15 protein-coding genes and 4 pseudogenes are annotated in these 14,572 nt (G+C 63.9%); 11 read left to right on the forward strand and 8 right to left on the reverse strand.

Going from position 1 to position 14,572, the window contains the following annotated elements; all coding sequences use genetic code 11:
• Positions 1-99: 99 nt before the first annotated feature.
• A pseudogene (locus tag C3418_RS19835) lies at positions 100-882 on the reverse strand (class I poly(R)-hydroxyalkanoic acid synthase); the annotation flags it as partial.
• Positions 883-977: 95 nt separating this feature from the next.
• Positions 978-1,328: a phasin family protein gene (locus C3418_RS19840; RefSeq protein WP_041211496.1), complete on the reverse strand. Its 351-nt coding sequence runs from the start codon at positions 1,326-1,328 to the stop codon at positions 978-980.
• Between the two features lie 294 nt (positions 1,329-1,622).
• Here C3418_RS19840 and C3418_RS19845 point away from each other — a divergent pair, with 294 nt between their 5' ends.
• The 3 genes from C3418_RS19845 (at position 1,623) to pdxY (ending at position 4,408) form a co-directional block, all read left to right on the forward strand.
• Positions 1,623-2,186 carry a VC2662 family protein gene (locus tag C3418_RS19845; RefSeq protein WP_010674879.1) on the forward strand — a complete coding sequence of 188 codons (564 nt, stop codon included), beginning with the start codon at positions 1,623-1,625 and terminating at the stop codon, positions 2,184-2,186.
• Between the two features lie 77 nt (positions 2,187-2,263).
• The gene (locus C3418_RS19850; protein ID WP_029314586.1) at positions 2,264-3,019 is read left to right on the forward strand and encodes a DUF429 domain-containing protein; all 756 of its coding nucleotides are present in this window, start codon (positions 2,264-2,266) and stop codon (positions 3,017-3,019) included.
• Positions 3,020-3,544: 525 nt separating this feature from the next.
• Positions 3,545-4,408 carry a pyridoxal kinase PdxY gene (gene pdxY, locus C3418_RS19855; protein WP_103859125.1) on the forward strand — a complete coding sequence of 288 codons (864 nt, stop codon included), beginning with the start codon at positions 3,545-3,547 and terminating at the stop codon, positions 4,406-4,408.
• Positions 4,409-4,448: 40 nt separating this feature from the next.
• Here pdxY and C3418_RS19860 read toward each other — a convergent pair whose 3' ends face one another.
• The 4 genes and pseudogenes from C3418_RS19860 to C3418_RS19875 all read right to left on the reverse strand — a co-directional run.
• Entirely contained in the window at positions 4,449-4,757 is a 309-nt protein-coding gene (locus C3418_RS19860) for an antibiotic biosynthesis monooxygenase (protein WP_010674876.1), read from the reverse strand.
• 104 nt (positions 4,758-4,861) lie between these two features.
• The gene (locus C3418_RS19865; RefSeq protein ID WP_010674875.1) at positions 4,862-5,368 is read right to left on the reverse strand and encodes a GNAT family N-acetyltransferase; all 507 of its coding nucleotides are present in this window, start codon (positions 5,366-5,368) and stop codon (positions 4,862-4,864) included.
• Between the two features lie 101 nt (positions 5,369-5,469).
• The gene (locus C3418_RS19870) at positions 5,470-5,862 is read right to left on the reverse strand and encodes an NUDIX domain-containing protein (protein ID WP_010674874.1); all 393 of its coding nucleotides are present in this window, start codon (positions 5,860-5,862) and stop codon (positions 5,470-5,472) included.
• Between the two features lie 16 nt (positions 5,863-5,878).
• Positions 5,879-6,442, reverse strand: a pseudogene (locus C3418_RS19875) (class IV adenylate cyclase); the annotation flags it as partial.
• A 267-nt stretch (positions 6,443-6,709) separates the two neighbouring features.
• Between C3418_RS19875 and C3418_RS19880 the strand changes: the two are divergent.
• The 3 genes and pseudogenes from C3418_RS19880 (at position 6,710) to C3418_RS19890 (ending at position 8,631) form a co-directional block, all read left to right on the forward strand.
• The gene (locus tag C3418_RS19880; protein WP_069784645.1) at positions 6,710-7,555 is read left to right on the forward strand and encodes a DUF5718 family protein; all 846 of its coding nucleotides are present in this window, start codon (positions 6,710-6,712) and stop codon (positions 7,553-7,555) included.
• Positions 7,556-7,672: 117 nt separating this feature from the next.
• Positions 7,673-8,157: pseudogene (locus C3418_RS19885) on the forward strand (GNAT family N-acetyltransferase).
• Positions 8,158-8,193: 36 nt separating this feature from the next.
• The gene (locus tag C3418_RS19890) at positions 8,194-8,631 is read left to right on the forward strand and encodes an acetyltransferase (RefSeq protein ID WP_069784644.1); all 438 of its coding nucleotides are present in this window, start codon (positions 8,194-8,196) and stop codon (positions 8,629-8,631) included.
• 70 nt (positions 8,632-8,701) lie between these two features.
• On the opposite strand, the gene C3418_RS19895 is transcribed toward C3418_RS19890, so the two are convergent.
• Positions 8,702-10,090: a DEAD/DEAH box helicase gene (locus C3418_RS19895; protein WP_010674869.1), complete on the reverse strand. Its 1,389-nt coding sequence runs from the start codon at positions 10,088-10,090 to the stop codon at positions 8,702-8,704.
• A 260-nt stretch (positions 10,091-10,350) separates the two neighbouring features.
• Positions 10,351-10,827: a glutathione peroxidase gene (locus C3418_RS19900; protein WP_039038588.1), complete on the reverse strand. Its 477-nt coding sequence runs from the start codon at positions 10,825-10,827 to the stop codon at positions 10,351-10,353.
• Between the two features lie 207 nt (positions 10,828-11,034).
• On the opposite strand from C3418_RS19900, the gene C3418_RS19905 reads away from it, so the two are divergent.
• The 5 genes and pseudogenes from C3418_RS19905 to C3418_RS19925 all read left to right on the forward strand — a co-directional run.
• Positions 11,035-11,643, forward strand: a complete 609-nt coding sequence (locus tag C3418_RS19905) for a 2OG-Fe(II) oxygenase (protein WP_069784643.1) — start codon at positions 11,035-11,037, stop codon at positions 11,641-11,643.
• 200 nt (positions 11,644-11,843) lie between these two features.
• Positions 11,844-12,833 (forward strand): D-alanine--D-alanine ligase, encoded by a 990-nt coding sequence (locus C3418_RS19910; RefSeq protein WP_069784642.1) that lies wholly within the window; start codon positions 11,844-11,846, stop codon positions 12,831-12,833.
• Positions 12,834-13,023: 190 nt separating this feature from the next.
• A complete protein-coding gene (locus C3418_RS19915) occupies positions 13,024-13,773 on the forward strand; it encodes a tRNA-uridine aminocarboxypropyltransferase (protein ID WP_069784641.1) in 750 nt (249 codons plus the stop codon).
• An 8-nt stretch (positions 13,774-13,781) separates the two neighbouring features.
• Positions 13,782-13,889 (forward strand): annotated as a pseudogene (locus C3418_RS24540) (DTW domain-containing protein); the annotation flags it as partial.
• 250 nt (positions 13,890-14,139) lie between these two features.
• Positions 14,140-14,572, forward strand: a 433-nt coding sequence (locus tag C3418_RS19925) for a TSUP family transporter (protein ID WP_181023128.1), incomplete at its 3' end; no start/stop codon positions are given.

The raw sequence follows: 14,572 nt of genomic DNA on the forward strand, positions 1-14,572 counted from the left end.
TGTGGAGGCGTGGTGCAATCAGGCCGCCCGATGAAGCAGGAACCCGGTACTGCGCGAGCAGCTATCACCCAGTAATGGGAATCCCCCTCCTGTGACGCGAAGCGCTAAGGTGGGGGAGGATGTCAAGATGTAGTACTTGTTGATGAAGGGGGGCACGACCAGCACCGGGGTCTTGCCCACCGTCGCTGTGGTCGGGCTGTACTGGATGAGCTCAAAGAGCTCGGTGCGCAGCACTACCCGGCCCGGGGTGGTCGCCAGATCCCGGCCGAGCTCGAAGGCGGACTCGTCGGTCAGGCGGATGTTGAGGTGATCGGCGCTGCGCTCCAGATCTTCGGCCAGGAGCGCAAGGCCGCGCACCAGATTCTGGCCGTCGGACTCCAGGGTGAGCTTGAGCAGCTCCGGGTTGGTGGCCAGGAAGTTGCTGGGAGCCATGGCGTTGACGTACTGGCGGGTGAAAAAGCGCAGTCGCTCCCGGCTCTTCTCGGGCACGCCCTCCAGGGCATCCACCGCCGCCAGCAGGTGTCTTGCGGTCAGCAGATAGGATTGCTTGAGGTAGTCATAGAGGGGTTGCTCGCTCCAGGCGTCGGCCTTGAAGCGGCGATCGCTGCGATCCTGGGTGATCACCGGCTCGCTCGGCTGGCCTGCACTCTTGAGCAGGGTGTGCTGCATCAGCTTGAGCTGATCCTGCCACCAGTTCATCTGGGACTGGATCAGCTGCCAGGGCTGCTGGCTGCCCTGCTCCAGCACCTGGCCCAGATCGTCCAGACTGGTCTGCAGCAGGGCCTGGGCGGTGCGCTCGGTCTGGGCTCTGGCCATGGCCAGCAGCTTGTCGTTGTAGTGGGCCAGGGCCTCGAACAGCGGGCCGTAAGATGATTGGCTCATGTGTTCTCCTTCACCCACGCCCGGGGCGGGCACTTGCCCGTTCTGTCGAGTCGTGGGGAGATGTGGCTGCCCGCAAGACGGGCAGCCAGGGGTTATCAGGCCTTGCCCGTGCTCTTCTTGATGCCATCTGCGGTCAGGGCATCCAGTTCTTCCTTGAACTGCTGGCCGAGGGTGCTGAGCTTCTGGATGTCATCCAGCATCTGGCGGGAGAGCTGGCTGGCGCTCTCCAGCTGCACGGTGCCGAGGGCCGCCAGGCTCTGGGCATCCTGCACCTTGCCGACGGCCTGCAACTGGTTGAGCCCCAGTTCGGCGTAGGCATTGGCGGACGCCAGTTGCAACCGGGTCAGCTGTTCGATGTTGCTGGCCAGCAGCTGGTTGTAGCGGGTGAGGGGAGCGGCAAAGCCTTGCATCTGCTCGGTAAAGCTCTTGATCACGTCCATATTCATCATGGGTCTCCGGTTCGGCAGAACACTGTTTTTGCGGGTCAATCGACCCTTCTTGCGGGTACAGCACGTCATCCCTGTGTTACGTGTTGTTTGCTCTGTTCAAACACACGTTTGAGAATTCTGCAACCAATCCACCTTTGGTATAAATGTTAGTTTCTGTTTGAATTTTCCAATCCGCCGAGAGAGCCATCCCCGGGTTCAGACGAGAGGTGACGCAGGGCAGGGGGCGGGGTCTCGTTCCCCGGGGCCTGCGCTGGTACCCTTGAGCCACACCCTCTTCACAAGGAATCCCCGATGAAACCGTTCGCCCTGCTGCTCGGCTGTGGTGCCCTGACCCTCGCCGGTGTCGCCCAGGCCAGCACGCCGGTCCAGATCTCCCTGCCCGGTGTCAACCTGCCCTCGTCCAATCAGGTGGAAGGGGCAAGGGCTTCCTTCCTCTACGGCCGCACCGGCCAGGTGAAGGGGATCGATCTGCCGGTGTTCGCCCTCTCCGACGTGGATCAATTCACCGGCCTGCAGCTTGGTGTGTTCTTTGGCGCGAGCCGGGTGCGCCATCAGTTTGGCGGGGTCGCCATCAACGCCGTCAACTGGCACGAAGGGCAGGATACCGGCCTCAATCTGGGCTTCGTCAACCTGACCAACAATGTGAAGGGGCTCAACTGGGGGGCGGTCAACATCGCCCAGGGCAATGCCCTGGCCAACGTCGGCTTCGTCAACTATGCCGAACGCACCACGTTCCAGCTGGGATTCGTCAATGCCACCAAGCACCTGGACGGCTTGCAGATTGGCCTGGCCAACTACGCCGAGAACGGCATCTTCCCCATTCTGCCCCTGATCAACTTCAAGAAATCCTTCTAGGGACCAACTTGCCCTTGCTTTAGGAGGGGCAGCCATTACCCTGTGCTCCATCAAGGCTGCACAGAGGTAACAGGGGCATGACAACGGAACACATGGACGCCATCGGCATCGGCTGGGACGTGAGGGGCTGGCAGGGCAATGCCCAGGCGGTGGCGGTGGTGGGTTGGCAGGCCCGGGAGTCGCGTCTGCACTGGCTCGGGATCTCCCCCCTGTTTCGCCTGAGCTCCCGGGTCGCGCCGGATCTGGATGCCCTGCTGCGCCCGGCCCTGCAAGACGAGGTGGCGCTGATGCAGGTGCTGGCCTGCCCGCGCCTTGCTCTCGGCATCGATGCGCCCCTGGCCTTTCCCCGCGCCCTCGCCGATCTGCTGGCGGGGTGGGGGAGCGGCTTTCCCGTGCCCCAGCGGGAGATTGACAACCCTTACGCCTACCGGGATTGCGAGCGCTGGCTCTATCAGCACTATGGCAAGAAGCCCCTCTCCGCCACCTTCGACAGGCTCGGCAACAACGCCACCCTGGCCCTCTCCATGCTGCCGCGCCTCGGGGATCTGCAACTGGTGCCAAAACGGGCGAGGGCTGCCGGGCGCGCGGTGCTGGAGGTCTATCCCGCCCTGGCCAAAATGGGGGGCAAAGCCTCTGCTGTGCGGCCCGAGCTGCAACCCCACCTGCCAGCAATCCTCATCCCTGGAACGGATCCCTATGATGCCGCGCTCTGCGCCCTGATGGCCCTGCAATATGCGGCCGAAGGGGCCGTCACCTCGCTGCCTGCTCTGGTGGACCTGCCGGAGGAGATGGCACCGGACGAAGGCTGGGTCTACCACTTCGCCCGGGATTGAGACGCCCAAGCACCGCGCTCCCTCTGACGACTGCTGGCGACTCGCTGCAGTCACGGCACTGGTGACGTGACTTGCTGTCGCCACTGCGTATGGCTTGCCGTTGCCACGGTGTCAGGCAAGGGGAGGCCGCCTTTGTCCTGTGATCTTCCGACGTCTCCTTGACCCTTGCCCTTGTTGCCTTACTTTGCGACTGCCGACTGCCGACTGCCGACTGCCGACTGCCGACTGCCGACTGCCGACTGGCGCCTTTTCATCGGACCTCATCCTTGATCCCGACTGTTCATGGCTGGTTTAAAAATCACCTTGTATGCCATCAGACAAGAGACGTACAAGTACATTTATCACCCCGCAGCAGCGGGGAGATGGCTCCAGGGTTGTACAGAAACAGGGTAGCGGGGGTCAAATATGCGGCAGGTTAAGCCTGCAGAAGCATAAATAGGGAGTCAGGGCGTTAATTGCTGGAAGAGCCGTCTCTTCATCCGATATATTGCCTCTTTTCCTCAGGCTTCTTGTCCGGTGGTGTCGATGAAACGCATTCTCTCTATCCAGTCCCACGTGGTGTTTGGCTGTGCCGGCAACAGCGCCGCCGTGTTCCCCATGCGCCGTCTCGGCATGGAGGTGTGGCCCATCAATACGGTGCAGTTCTCCAACCACACCCAGTACGAGGCGGGTTGGCAGGGAATGGCAATGCCGGCGGGCCACATTGCCGCCTTGTGCCAGGGGCTTTGCAATATCGAGGTGCTGGCGCGCTGCGATGCGGTGCTAAGTGGCTATCTGGGCTCGGCGGAGCAGGGGGACGAGATCCTGGCGGTGGTGGCGGCGGTGAAACGAGCCAATCCGGCGGCCCTCTATTTCTGCGATCCCGTGATGGGGCATTCGGAGAAGGGGTGCATCGTCGCCCCGGGCGTCACCCGCTTTCTCACCGAGCAGGCCCTGCCGGTGGCGGACATCATGGCCCCCAATCTGCTGGAGCTGGAGACCCTGTGCGATGTCCATCTGACAACCCTGGCCCAGACCCGGGTCGCCGCACGCCAGTTGCTGGAGAAGGGGGTGAAGATGGTGCTGGTCAAGCACCTGGGTCGCGCCGCCAGCGTCCCCGGCCGCTTCGAGATGCTGCTTGCCACCCCCGAGGGAGACTATCTGATCGCCCGTCCCCTTTACGATTTCGCGCGCCAACCGGTGGGCGTGGGGGATCTCATCAGCGCCCTGATGCTGGCCAACCTGCAGGCGGGATATGATGGGGTGAGCGCCTTCGAGCGCACCAACGCCGCGGTGGATGCGGTGCTGAGACAGACCTGGGAGGCGAATGCCTACGAGCTGCAGCTCATCGCGGCCCAGAGCGCCTTTGCCGAGCCGCAGATTGCCCACAGGGCCGAGCGCCTGGCCTGACGCCATTGATCAGCCCGTGACGGGACGAGCTGATCAAGGTTCAGCTTGCGGCACTGATCGGTGTTGCATCCTGAAAATGTTCGACCCTGGGGAAGGGGTCGTAGAAGTGGTGCAGCAGGGCCTTCCACTCCTGGTACCGGGGGGAGCCCCTGAACCCCCGGGTGTGATCTTCCAGCCGCGCCCACTGCACCAGCAGCAGGTAGTGATGGGGATCGTCCAGGGCACGCTGCAACTGGTGGCCCAGGTAGCCGGGCATGGCGCTGATGATGTGCTGGGCTCGGGCGAAGGCCTGCTCGAAGTCAGTGGCCTTGCCGGGAATGATCTGCAGATGGGCGACTTCCAATATCATGATGGCTCCTTGCCGATGAGTCTGATTGAACCAAAAACCTATGTACGCCGAGCCTTGGAGGGGGCAAGACCGGCACGCTGTCCGGTCTTGCCAGGCCGTCTGCCTCAGAGCTGCTTGTAGAAGAACTGGGTGGCGGCGAGGGTGCCGTCCCCATTGCGGGCGAAGTCCGGGATCTGGCCGGCCTCCTGATAGCCGAGCTGGCGATAGAGGCTGGAGGCCACGTCGCCGACCCGGGTATCCAGCACCAGCAAGGTACGCCTGGCGTCCCGGGCCCCTTGCTCCATGGCGTTCATCAGGGCGCGGCCCACCCCCTTGCCACGGGCCTGGCTGTGGACCATCAGCTTTTCCACTTCGGCCCTGTGGCCCCCGTTGGCCTTTGTGCACAGGGAGAGCTGCAGAGCGCCCACCAGATGGTGCTGATCAAACGCCACCCAGAGCTTGCGCACTCCATCCGCCAGCTCCCCCTCGATGCCTTGCCAGTACGCCAGCCCCTGCTCTTCCTGCAGGGGAGGCAGAAAGCCCACCGAGGCACCGCTGGCCACGCAATCTTGCAGCAGGGCGATCAGCGCCGGTTTGATGCCTCTGGTGCTCTCGACCTCAAGGATCTCCATTGAATGTCCTCATCTTCTCTCTTGGCCCACGTGGGGGATTAACGTCTCGGGCGCGGACTCTCCTGCCGGTGCTATTATCATCCGGTCAGGTGCGCCGTCTCTTAATGGATCAGTCCCTGCGCTGCCAGCCACTGGAACAGCAGGCGGGAGACGGGGGAGACTTCGGCCAGGTGGCGGCTGTCCAGCCAGCGCAGCTCGGCGATCTCCGCCGAGGCGACGGGCGTGCCGTCGGCGTCCCCCGTGTAGCAACGCAGATTGACATTCACCCCTTGCGGCTTGCCGTCCGCCTGGGCGCTGAACTCGCAGGCGAACGCCAGGGTGTCGGGTTTCAGGATGACCGCGAGCTCTTCCTCGATTTCACGAACGAGGGCCGCCTCGTCGCTCTCGCCCGGCTCGCGCTTGCCCCCCGGAATGTAGTAGATGTCCTTGCCGTGGGAGCGGGCGCACAGCAGTTGTCCCTCCTTGAAGGTCAGCCAGGCGAGTTTGTCGATCATGGGCAGATTCCTCTTGTTGCCGCTTGTCAAAGGGGGGGGCTCGCTGCTCGCACAGGGTGCGATAGGAGCGGGTTTCCCGCATCTCGGGCGCCAGTCCCAGCCGGCTAGCCAGCGCCAGCAACTGCGCGCGGTAGGCGGGCAGGGCGGTCTCGTCGTCAGTCATGATGGCGAGCTCGGCAAAATCACCGACGCCTGCCAGGTGATCCACCGTGACGTGGAAGGCCCCCAGAAAATAGATGCTGCGCCGCTTGTCGATGGTCAGCACCGGCTGGTAGCCCAGGGTGCGTACCATGCTGGCCGCCTTGTCCGCATCGGTGATGTTGACCGCCTCGCAGCGATCGGGTCCGGGTCCTTTGACTATCCAGAGCCGGATGCCGCTGGGGGCCATGGTGCGGATGATCAGGCTCTTCTCTGCCCGGGCCAGGGCGCCATCTGCCGTGTCGAAGTAGCAGTCCTGCTCATGATTGTCCGCCACCATCACCTCGGGGCTGAGGGCCGTGAGGGTATGCACAAAGGCGGCGCTGTCCGTCAGGCGGTATTTGAACTCCACCTCGAAGCGCCCCTGAAAGTGGGTGGCCATGGCCTTGCGACGGCTCCCGAACGGCAAATGAATAGGGCAGCCTAGCAAAAGTGCCGGGCTCTCCCAAGCATCGGGATCACAGCTTCGCATCGACTGCTGACTTTATGACCAGATGGTGAGGGGAAATCCGCCCTGGTGCACAGCTTGTGGCCCGGTGGCTGGGCGCCGTACGGGGGCTGTGCTCTAATAAGCTCCCTCTTTGGCGGTATTTCCGCCCTGAACAACGACAACGAGGCGGCGGCCCCGGCCGCGCCAGTGGAGCCACAGATGCAGATCACCTCACAGACCCCCTTTATCGGACTGGGCGTGGCGGGCAACTTCGCCGGTCACCTGGAGCAGGCAGGGGAGGCGGCGGACTTCGTCGCCGTCAAGGTTGACGACAAGGTCGCCCCCAAGGCGCTGTTCCCCTTCTATGTGCCGAACCATCCCGGCCAGCTCGGGGTCTTTCCCCTGAGCGGCGATGCCATCTTCCTGCCGGAGGCGGCGGTGAGCGGGGACGAGAAGGTGCAGATTGAACCCGAGGTGGCACTGTGGTGCGAGCTGGAGTACGCGGGGGAGCAGGTGGTGGCCATCCATCCCAAGGCGTTTGGCGCCTACAACGACTGCTCCATCCGTCGCCCCAATGCCAAAAAGATCAGCGAGAAGAAGAACTGGGGTGAAGAGAGCAAGGGGCTGGCCGCGAACCTGCTGCCCCTGACCCACTTTGCCGCAGGATGCGAGCTCGATGACTACCGCATCGCCTGCTATCTGGAGCGGGACGGGGAGCTGCACCCCTACGGGATCGACAGCGCGGCGGTGGACTACAGCTACTTCCACGGTCAGTTGCTGGCGTGGGCCATCGACAAGTTCAACCATCAGCAGGACGAAGGCCCGGCCGAGCATATCCAGGGGCTGCTGGCCCAGGCGGGGCGCCCGGCCCATGCGCTCATCAGCATTGGCGCCACCCGCTACACCCCCTTTGGCGAGACCCACTTCCTCGCTCCCGGTGACACCGCCTGCGTGGTGGTCTACCCCGCCAGTCGCTACAGCGAGAGCGACATTCGCGAAGCCATCGCGACCCGCCGCGTTGGCGCCGATGTCTCTGTCCTGCTCCAGGCGGTCAAGACCCGTTGATCGCGATGCCTTCCCAACCTGGGGAGGCATCTTCTTTCTCTATTATGCCTGCGCACACTCCATGCTGGCGTCATGCATGATCAGCCGAAAGAGGAGTGGCAGATCAGGTAGGTTGCCATGGTGGTGATCAGAGAGTGCAGGGAGCAGGATCTGGCGGCTTGCTCAGCCTTTACGCCGAGCTCAGACCACGGGATCCCGTGATGCCGCTTTCCATGGCGAGGGAGACGCTCGCGAGCCTGCTGGCCAGGCCCGAGGTGCGGATCATCGTGGCGAAGGTGGGCGGTGAGCTCGCCGCCACCTGCCAGCTCGGTGTGATCCCGACCCTGAGCAACGGCGGCAGGCCCTTTGGCATCATAGAGCACGTGGTAACGGCCTCTGCGTTCCGACGCCAGGGGCTGAGCCAGAAGGTGCTTGAACAGGCGCTCTCCCTGGCCTGGGGGCTGGATGGCTACAAGGTGATGCTGCTCTCGGGGGAAGGGCGCGATGAAGCCCATCGCCTCTATGAGAAGCTGGGCTTCAAGGCGGGCATCGAGAAGGGGTTTGTCATCAAGCAGGCAGAGGCCCAGGGCTGCACCTTGACGAGGTTCGGCCCCAAGGCTTAGCATCGGCGCTTTTGCCATAAATTGAGCCAACAATTCATGAAGATAGAACCAGCACAAACCGGGGATTACCCGGCCCTGATCGCTCTCTGGGAGGCCTCGGTACGCGCTACCCATCACTTCCTGCAAGAGGAAGACATCGCCACCCTCAAGCCTCTCATCCTCGAACACTATTTCGATGCCGTGCGCCTTTATTGCGCCAGGCAGGATGGCGTGATCGTCGGTTTTATCGGGGTGGCTGAGGGCAATATCGAGATGCTGTTCATCGCTCCCGAGGCGAGAGGGGGCGGGGTCGGCCGCCAGCTGGTGGACCACGCCATCCGTTGTCTGGGGGCGACTCGCGTGGACGTCAACGAACAGAATGCCCAGGCTGTCGGCTTCTACCAGCACCTGGGCTTCGAGGTGACGGGGCGCTCCCCCCTGGATGGCCAGGGCAAGCCCTATCCGCTGCTGCACATGGCCTTGGCCGCCGGTTAAGGGCGCTAGAGCATGAAAAAACCGCCCTCGGGCGGTTTTTTGTTGTTCAGGACGCAGGGCTCGCACCGTCTCACTCCTCGTTGGAGTTGTCCTGATAGTCGCCCCGCTGGGCCTTGGGCAGACGGCGCATGGGGGCGAAACCGATGTCCTCGCCCACTACTTCCCGCTTGCGGGACTTGTTTTGCGCAGGCTGAGCCGGCTTCTTGGCGCCATCCCCCTTGCCTTTCCCGGCGGCGGGTTTGCCCTTGGCGTTGGCATGGCCACGGGCGCGGGGCGGGTTTTGCACCGGCTTGCTGCCCGGCAGGGTCTGGCGGCTCGGCTTGCCGCTCGGCTCGTATCCTTCCAGGATCTCCACGGTCAGGGATTGGCCGATCAGCGCCTCGATCTCCTTGAGCTGACCCAGCTCGTCCTGGCTCACCAGAGAGATGGCCTCGCCGCCACGGCCGGCGCGGCCGGTGCGGCCGATGCGGTGGATGTAATCCTCCGCCATCTGGGGCAGCTCGAAGTTGATCACGTGGGGCAGTTGATCGATGTCCAGGCCGCGAGCGGCGATGTCGGTGGCAACCAGCACCCGCACCTTGCCTTCACGAAAATCCGCCAGCGCCCGGTTGCGGGCCCCCTGGCTCTTGTCACCGTGGATGGCGACCGTATCCAGGCCATCTTTCTGCATCTGCTGGGCGAGCCTGTCGGCAATCTGCTTGGTGCGCACGAACACCAGCACCCGCTGCCAGTTGCCACGGCCAATCATGTGGGAGAGCATCTCCCGGCGGCGTTCCCGATCGACCTGGATGATGCGCTGGCTTACCTGCTCGGCGGCGGTGTTGCTGGGATCCACCTCGATGAGGGTGGGATCCTTGAGCAGATCGTCCGCCAGCGCCTTGATGTCATTGGAGAAGGTGGCGGAGAAGAGCAGGGTCTGACGCTCCTCCGGCAGGGCCTTCATGATGCGGCGAATGTCGGTGATGAACCCCATGTCGAGCATTCTGTCCGCTTCATCCAGCACCAGCACCTCGAGGGCGCTCAGGGTCAGGGCGCCCTGGGTCAGCAGATCCAGCAGGCGGCCCGGTGTGGCGACCAGGATGTCGACCCCGAGCTTGATGGCGTCCAGGTTCGGCTTGATGCTGACGCCGCCATAGGCGATCAGGGTACGAAACGGCAGGTGGTGGGCATATTTGATGATGCTCTCGCCCACCTGGGCGGCCAGCTCCCGGGTCGGGGTCAGCACCAGTGCTCGCACCTGGCGACGACCGCCACGGCCGTGGTTGGCCAGCAGTCGATGAAGCATGGGCAGGGTGAAACCGGCCGTCTTGCCCGTGCCTGTCTGGGCGCCGCCCAGCACGTCCTGCCCGGCCAGGATGGCGGGAATGGCTTGCTGCTGGATGGGGGTGGGTTGTTCGTAACCCAGCTCCTTGACGGCCCGCAGGATGTGCGGTGACAGACCCAGTTCATTGAATGACATGTTCGAGGGACACTCCGAGCCTTGGGCTCAACGGGTGACGGCAGCCTTGGTCCGTCACGACATGGAAAATAGGGTGGGCCGCCATCGAGGCTGGGCCTGAGCCCGGCAAAGCGACCGCACAAGAGACAGTGGGCGCGTAATATAGCAGATGCGAGGCGCACGCGCAGCAGCCGTGTCGCGAGCAGGGTTGCCACGGCCATCCCGGCAGGGAAAGGCCAGGGGGCGCTAAGAGGGGCCCCCCTGGCCTCGGCGCACGCCCGTCAGAGCAGTCCCTCGATGGCCTGCACCAGATCCTCCGGCCTGGTCTGGGGGGCGAAGCGGTCCACCACCCGGCCTTCACGGTCAATCAGGAACTTGGTGAAGTTCCACTTGATGGCCTCGCTGCCAAGGAGTCCGGGCTTTTGCTCCTTGAGCCAGCGATAGAGGGGGTGGGCCCCGGCGCCGTTGACCTCGCACTTGGCCATCAGGGGGAAGCTGACAGGGTAGTCGAGCGAGCAGAAGCGGGCGATCTCCTCGGCATCGCCCGGCTCCTGATGGCCGAACTGATCGCAGGGAAAGCCCAGGATCTCGAAGCCTTGGGGGCCGAACTGGCGATAGAGGGCCTCAAGCCCGGTGTATTGGGGGGTAAAACCGCAGCGGCTTGCCACGTTGACCACTAGCACGACACGGCCCTGCAGATCGGCGGTGGACCAGGCCGTGCCATCGAGTCGTTGCAGGGGGATGAGGGGCAGGGGCATGGTTTCTCCTGATGCAAGAGGGGCGACAAGGCGCCCGGGGACAATCCTTGCACGTTAACGGGCCGAGGGCCGGGGAGCAAGGGGGAGGGCGTCTGTTCCCCCCAGACTCCTATTGATGGCGGGACTTCTCAAGAGAAGCAATCCGGTTTGTGCCGATGGTCCGAAGTCGCTACAAAGCGCACTCTCTCCCCTCGCTGCGAGCCTATCTTGGACTATCAAGCCGTCATGGATGCCATCTACACCCGGGGTTGGGTGATAGTGGATGATTTTTTAACCGCCGCCGAGGTGGATGCCCTCAAGGCCTGCCTGCCGGACGAGTGGCGACCGGCGGGGATCGGGCGCGAGACCCTGCATCAGGACAACCGCGATATCCGTCGGGATCAGATCCACTGGCTCGACGCCTCCCTCGGCGCGCCGGTGGCCGACTATCTGGCCCGGATGGAGTCCCTGCGTCTGGCCGCCAATCGTAGCCTGATGCTGGGGCTGTTCGACTACGAGGCCCACTTTGCCCGCTACCGTCAGGGAGACTTCTACGCCACCCATCGCGACGCCTTCGCCGGGCGATCCAACCGCCGGCTCACCTCGGTGTTCTACCTGAACAACGACTGGCAGCCAGAGGCGGGGGGAATATTGCGGGTCTATGACGACTGCGAGCAGTTTCTGATGGATGTCTCCCCCCGGGGCGGGCGGCTGGTGCTCTTCCTGTCTGAAGAGTTTCCCCACGAGGTGCTGCCCGCAAGCCGGGAGCGCTACAGCATTGCCGGCTGGTTTCGGGTCAACGGCAATGGCGCCGGGCGGGTCGATCCCCCCCGCTGAGCGCATTTCATCCTGTTTCTGACACAGGAAGAGACTTTTATCTGCCCGGGCAGGGGGAGGTGCGCCCCATCGGCTGACAAGGCTTCCCCTCCCTTGCTACACTGCCCGCACTTATGTTCGTTTCTGGCTTCGTCCGGTTTTCATGCGGTTGGGTTTGACATGGTGATGACGAAGCCACTTCTCCCAAGGGATCACATCTAATGAAGAACATGCATGTCTTGCTGCTGTGCGGCGGTGGCGGCTCCGAGCACGAAGTCTCGCTGCGCAGCGCCAATTTCCTCGAAAAACAGCTCGGGCTCCTGCCCGGCATCGAAGTGACCCGGGTCGAGATGTTTGCCGACCGCTGGCTCAGCGCCGACGGTCGCGAGTGCAAGCTGGGGCTGGACAAGCTGCTCTCGTTCGACAGCGTGGCCCGTCCGGTGGACTACGTGGTGCCCTGCATCCACGGTTATCCCGGTGAGACCGGCGATCTGCAATCCTTCCTCGAGCTGGCCGGCCTGCCTTATCTGGGTTGTGACGCCGAGGCGAGCAAGGTGTGCTTCAACAAGATCACCACCAAGCTGTGGCTCACCGCCATCGGCATCCCCAATACCCCCTACCTGTTCCTGACCGAGCAGGGCGAGGCGAGCCTGACCGAGGCGAAAGCGGCGCTGGCCAAGTGGGGCAAGGTCTTCATCAAGGCGGCTTCCCAGGGCTCTTCCGTGGGTTGCTACTCCGCCAGCAACGAGGCAGATCTGGTGAAGGGCATTGCCGATGCCTTCGGTTACTCCGAGCAGGTATTGATCGAAAAAGCAGTCAAGCCCCGCGAGCTGGAAGTGGCGGTCTACCAGTATGGTGACGAGCTGGTGGCCACCTATCCGGGGGAGATCTGCGTACCCCAGGACAAGTTCTACACCTATGAAGAGAAGTACAGCAGCGCCAGTCACACCGAGACCGCGCTCAAGGCCGAGGGGCTGACTCAGGCCCAGGCCGATGCCATCCACGAGTACGCCTTGAAGGCGTTCCGTCAGCTCAAGCTGACTCATCTGTCGCGCATCGACTTCTTCCTGACCGAAGAGGGGGAGATTTTGCTCAACGAGATCAACACCTTCCCGGGCATGACCTCCATCTCCATGTTCCCGAAACTGCTGGAGCACCACGGCCACAGCTTCGCGCACTATCTGGAGCAGATCCTGCGAAAGTCGGTCTGATGTCGCCAGACCCGGTTGCAACGGATGGTGAGTAGGGGCCTCAGGGCCCCTTTTTTCATGGGGGGAAGCGGGCAGAGCGCGGGGAGGGAAGGGGGCAGGGCGCCGCCCGGCAAGCCTTGCCGCCAGGAGGGCGCGCCGTTACAATCAGCCCCCTTTTGTCCCGCCACAGGCACCGTCAGAGCCGCGTTCCATGAAGCCCATCCCCGATCACGCCGTCAACCGCCTGCGCATCTGGCGCAAGAGCGTCTCGACCCGACCCTTTCTTGCCCGTGGCGGCAGCGTGCCACGCTGTGATGCCTGCCAGCTGCGCCACGACTGGTGTGCCTGCGACTGGCGCCCGGCGCTCAAGGCCGAGGCCGGTTTCTGCCTCATGATGTATGACAGCGAGCCCATGAAGCCCTCCAACACCGGGCGCCTCATCGCCGACGTGCTGCCGGACTCCACCTGGGCCTTTCTCTGGTCGCGTACCGAACCCCATCCCGAGCTGCTGGCCCTGCTGGCGGATCCCGCCTGGCAGCCCTACGTGGTCTTTCCCGCCTGCGAGAAAGCGCCCGACCGCCTGACCGGCGAGGTGGTACTGGCCCCCGGCAAGAAGCCGCTGTTCATCCTGCTGGACGGCACCTGGCCCGAGGCGCGCAAGATGTTCAACAAGAGTCCCTATCTGGACGGCTTCCCGGTGCTCGCCATCAAGCCGGATGCGCTCTCTACCTACGGCATGCGCGTCGCCCACAGCGACGAGCACCTGTGCACCGCCGAGGTGGCCGCCTGCGTGCTGGAAGTGGCCGGGGAGCTGCGGGCGGGACAGGCGCTGCAGCTCTGGTTCAATCTCTTCAGCAGCCGCTACATGGCTGGCCGGGTTAGCCGTGCACCCGGTGCTGATGAAGGGCCCATGCTGGAGGGGCTGGAGGCCATCAAGGGCCAGAGCCGCGCTCTGGATTAATCCTCATCAGCAGCCGCTACATGGCTGGCCGGGTAAGCCGTGCGCCCGGTGAGGATGAAGCGCCCCTGCTGGAGGGGCTGGAGGCCATCAAGGGCCAGAGCCGCGCTCTGGATTAATCCTCATCAGTAGCCGCTACATGGCTGGCCGGGTAAGCCGTGCGCCCGGTGCGGATGAAGCGCCCCTGCTACAGAGGCTGGCGGTTATCAAGGCGCAGGCCCTCTCGCGGGCTGATTGATGAAAATAAGGAATTAGTTGGCTGCCATTGTTTCGTTGGCTTCATGAGCCCGCCCTCGCTAGGATAGCGACCTGTTGACTCCTTCAGGCTCCAGGCCATGCCGGGCGCCGCCAATCACACGAGGTCTATGGATGGAACTGGAACTGCTCACCCTGGTCGCCCTGTTCGGGGTGGCCCTCATCGCCGGCTTTATCGATGCCATCGCCGGGGGCGGGGGACTCTTGACGGTGCCGGCCCTGCTGGCCACCGGCATGCCGCCGGCCCTGGTGCTTGGCACCAACAAGTTGCAGAGCAGTTTCGGTTCCTTCTCCGCCACCTGGTTTTATGCCCGCAAGGGGCTCCTTGAGTGGGCCATCATCTGGCCGGCGGTCATCTGCACCTTCATCGGGGCGGCCATCGGCACTCTGGCGGTGCAGACCATCGATGCCGCCATCCTGGAGCGGCTGCTCCCCTTCCTGCTGATGGCGTTTGCCTGCTACTTCTACTTCTCCCCCAGGGTGAGCGATGCGGAGAGCCAGCGCCGCCTCACCCCCATGGCGTTCGCCCTGCTGGTGGGCGGGGGGG

Source organism: Aeromonas sp. ASNIH8 (genome assembly GCF_002919855.1).
Classification (GTDB): domain Bacteria; phylum Pseudomonadota; class Gammaproteobacteria; order Enterobacterales; family Aeromonadaceae; genus Aeromonas; species Aeromonas caviae.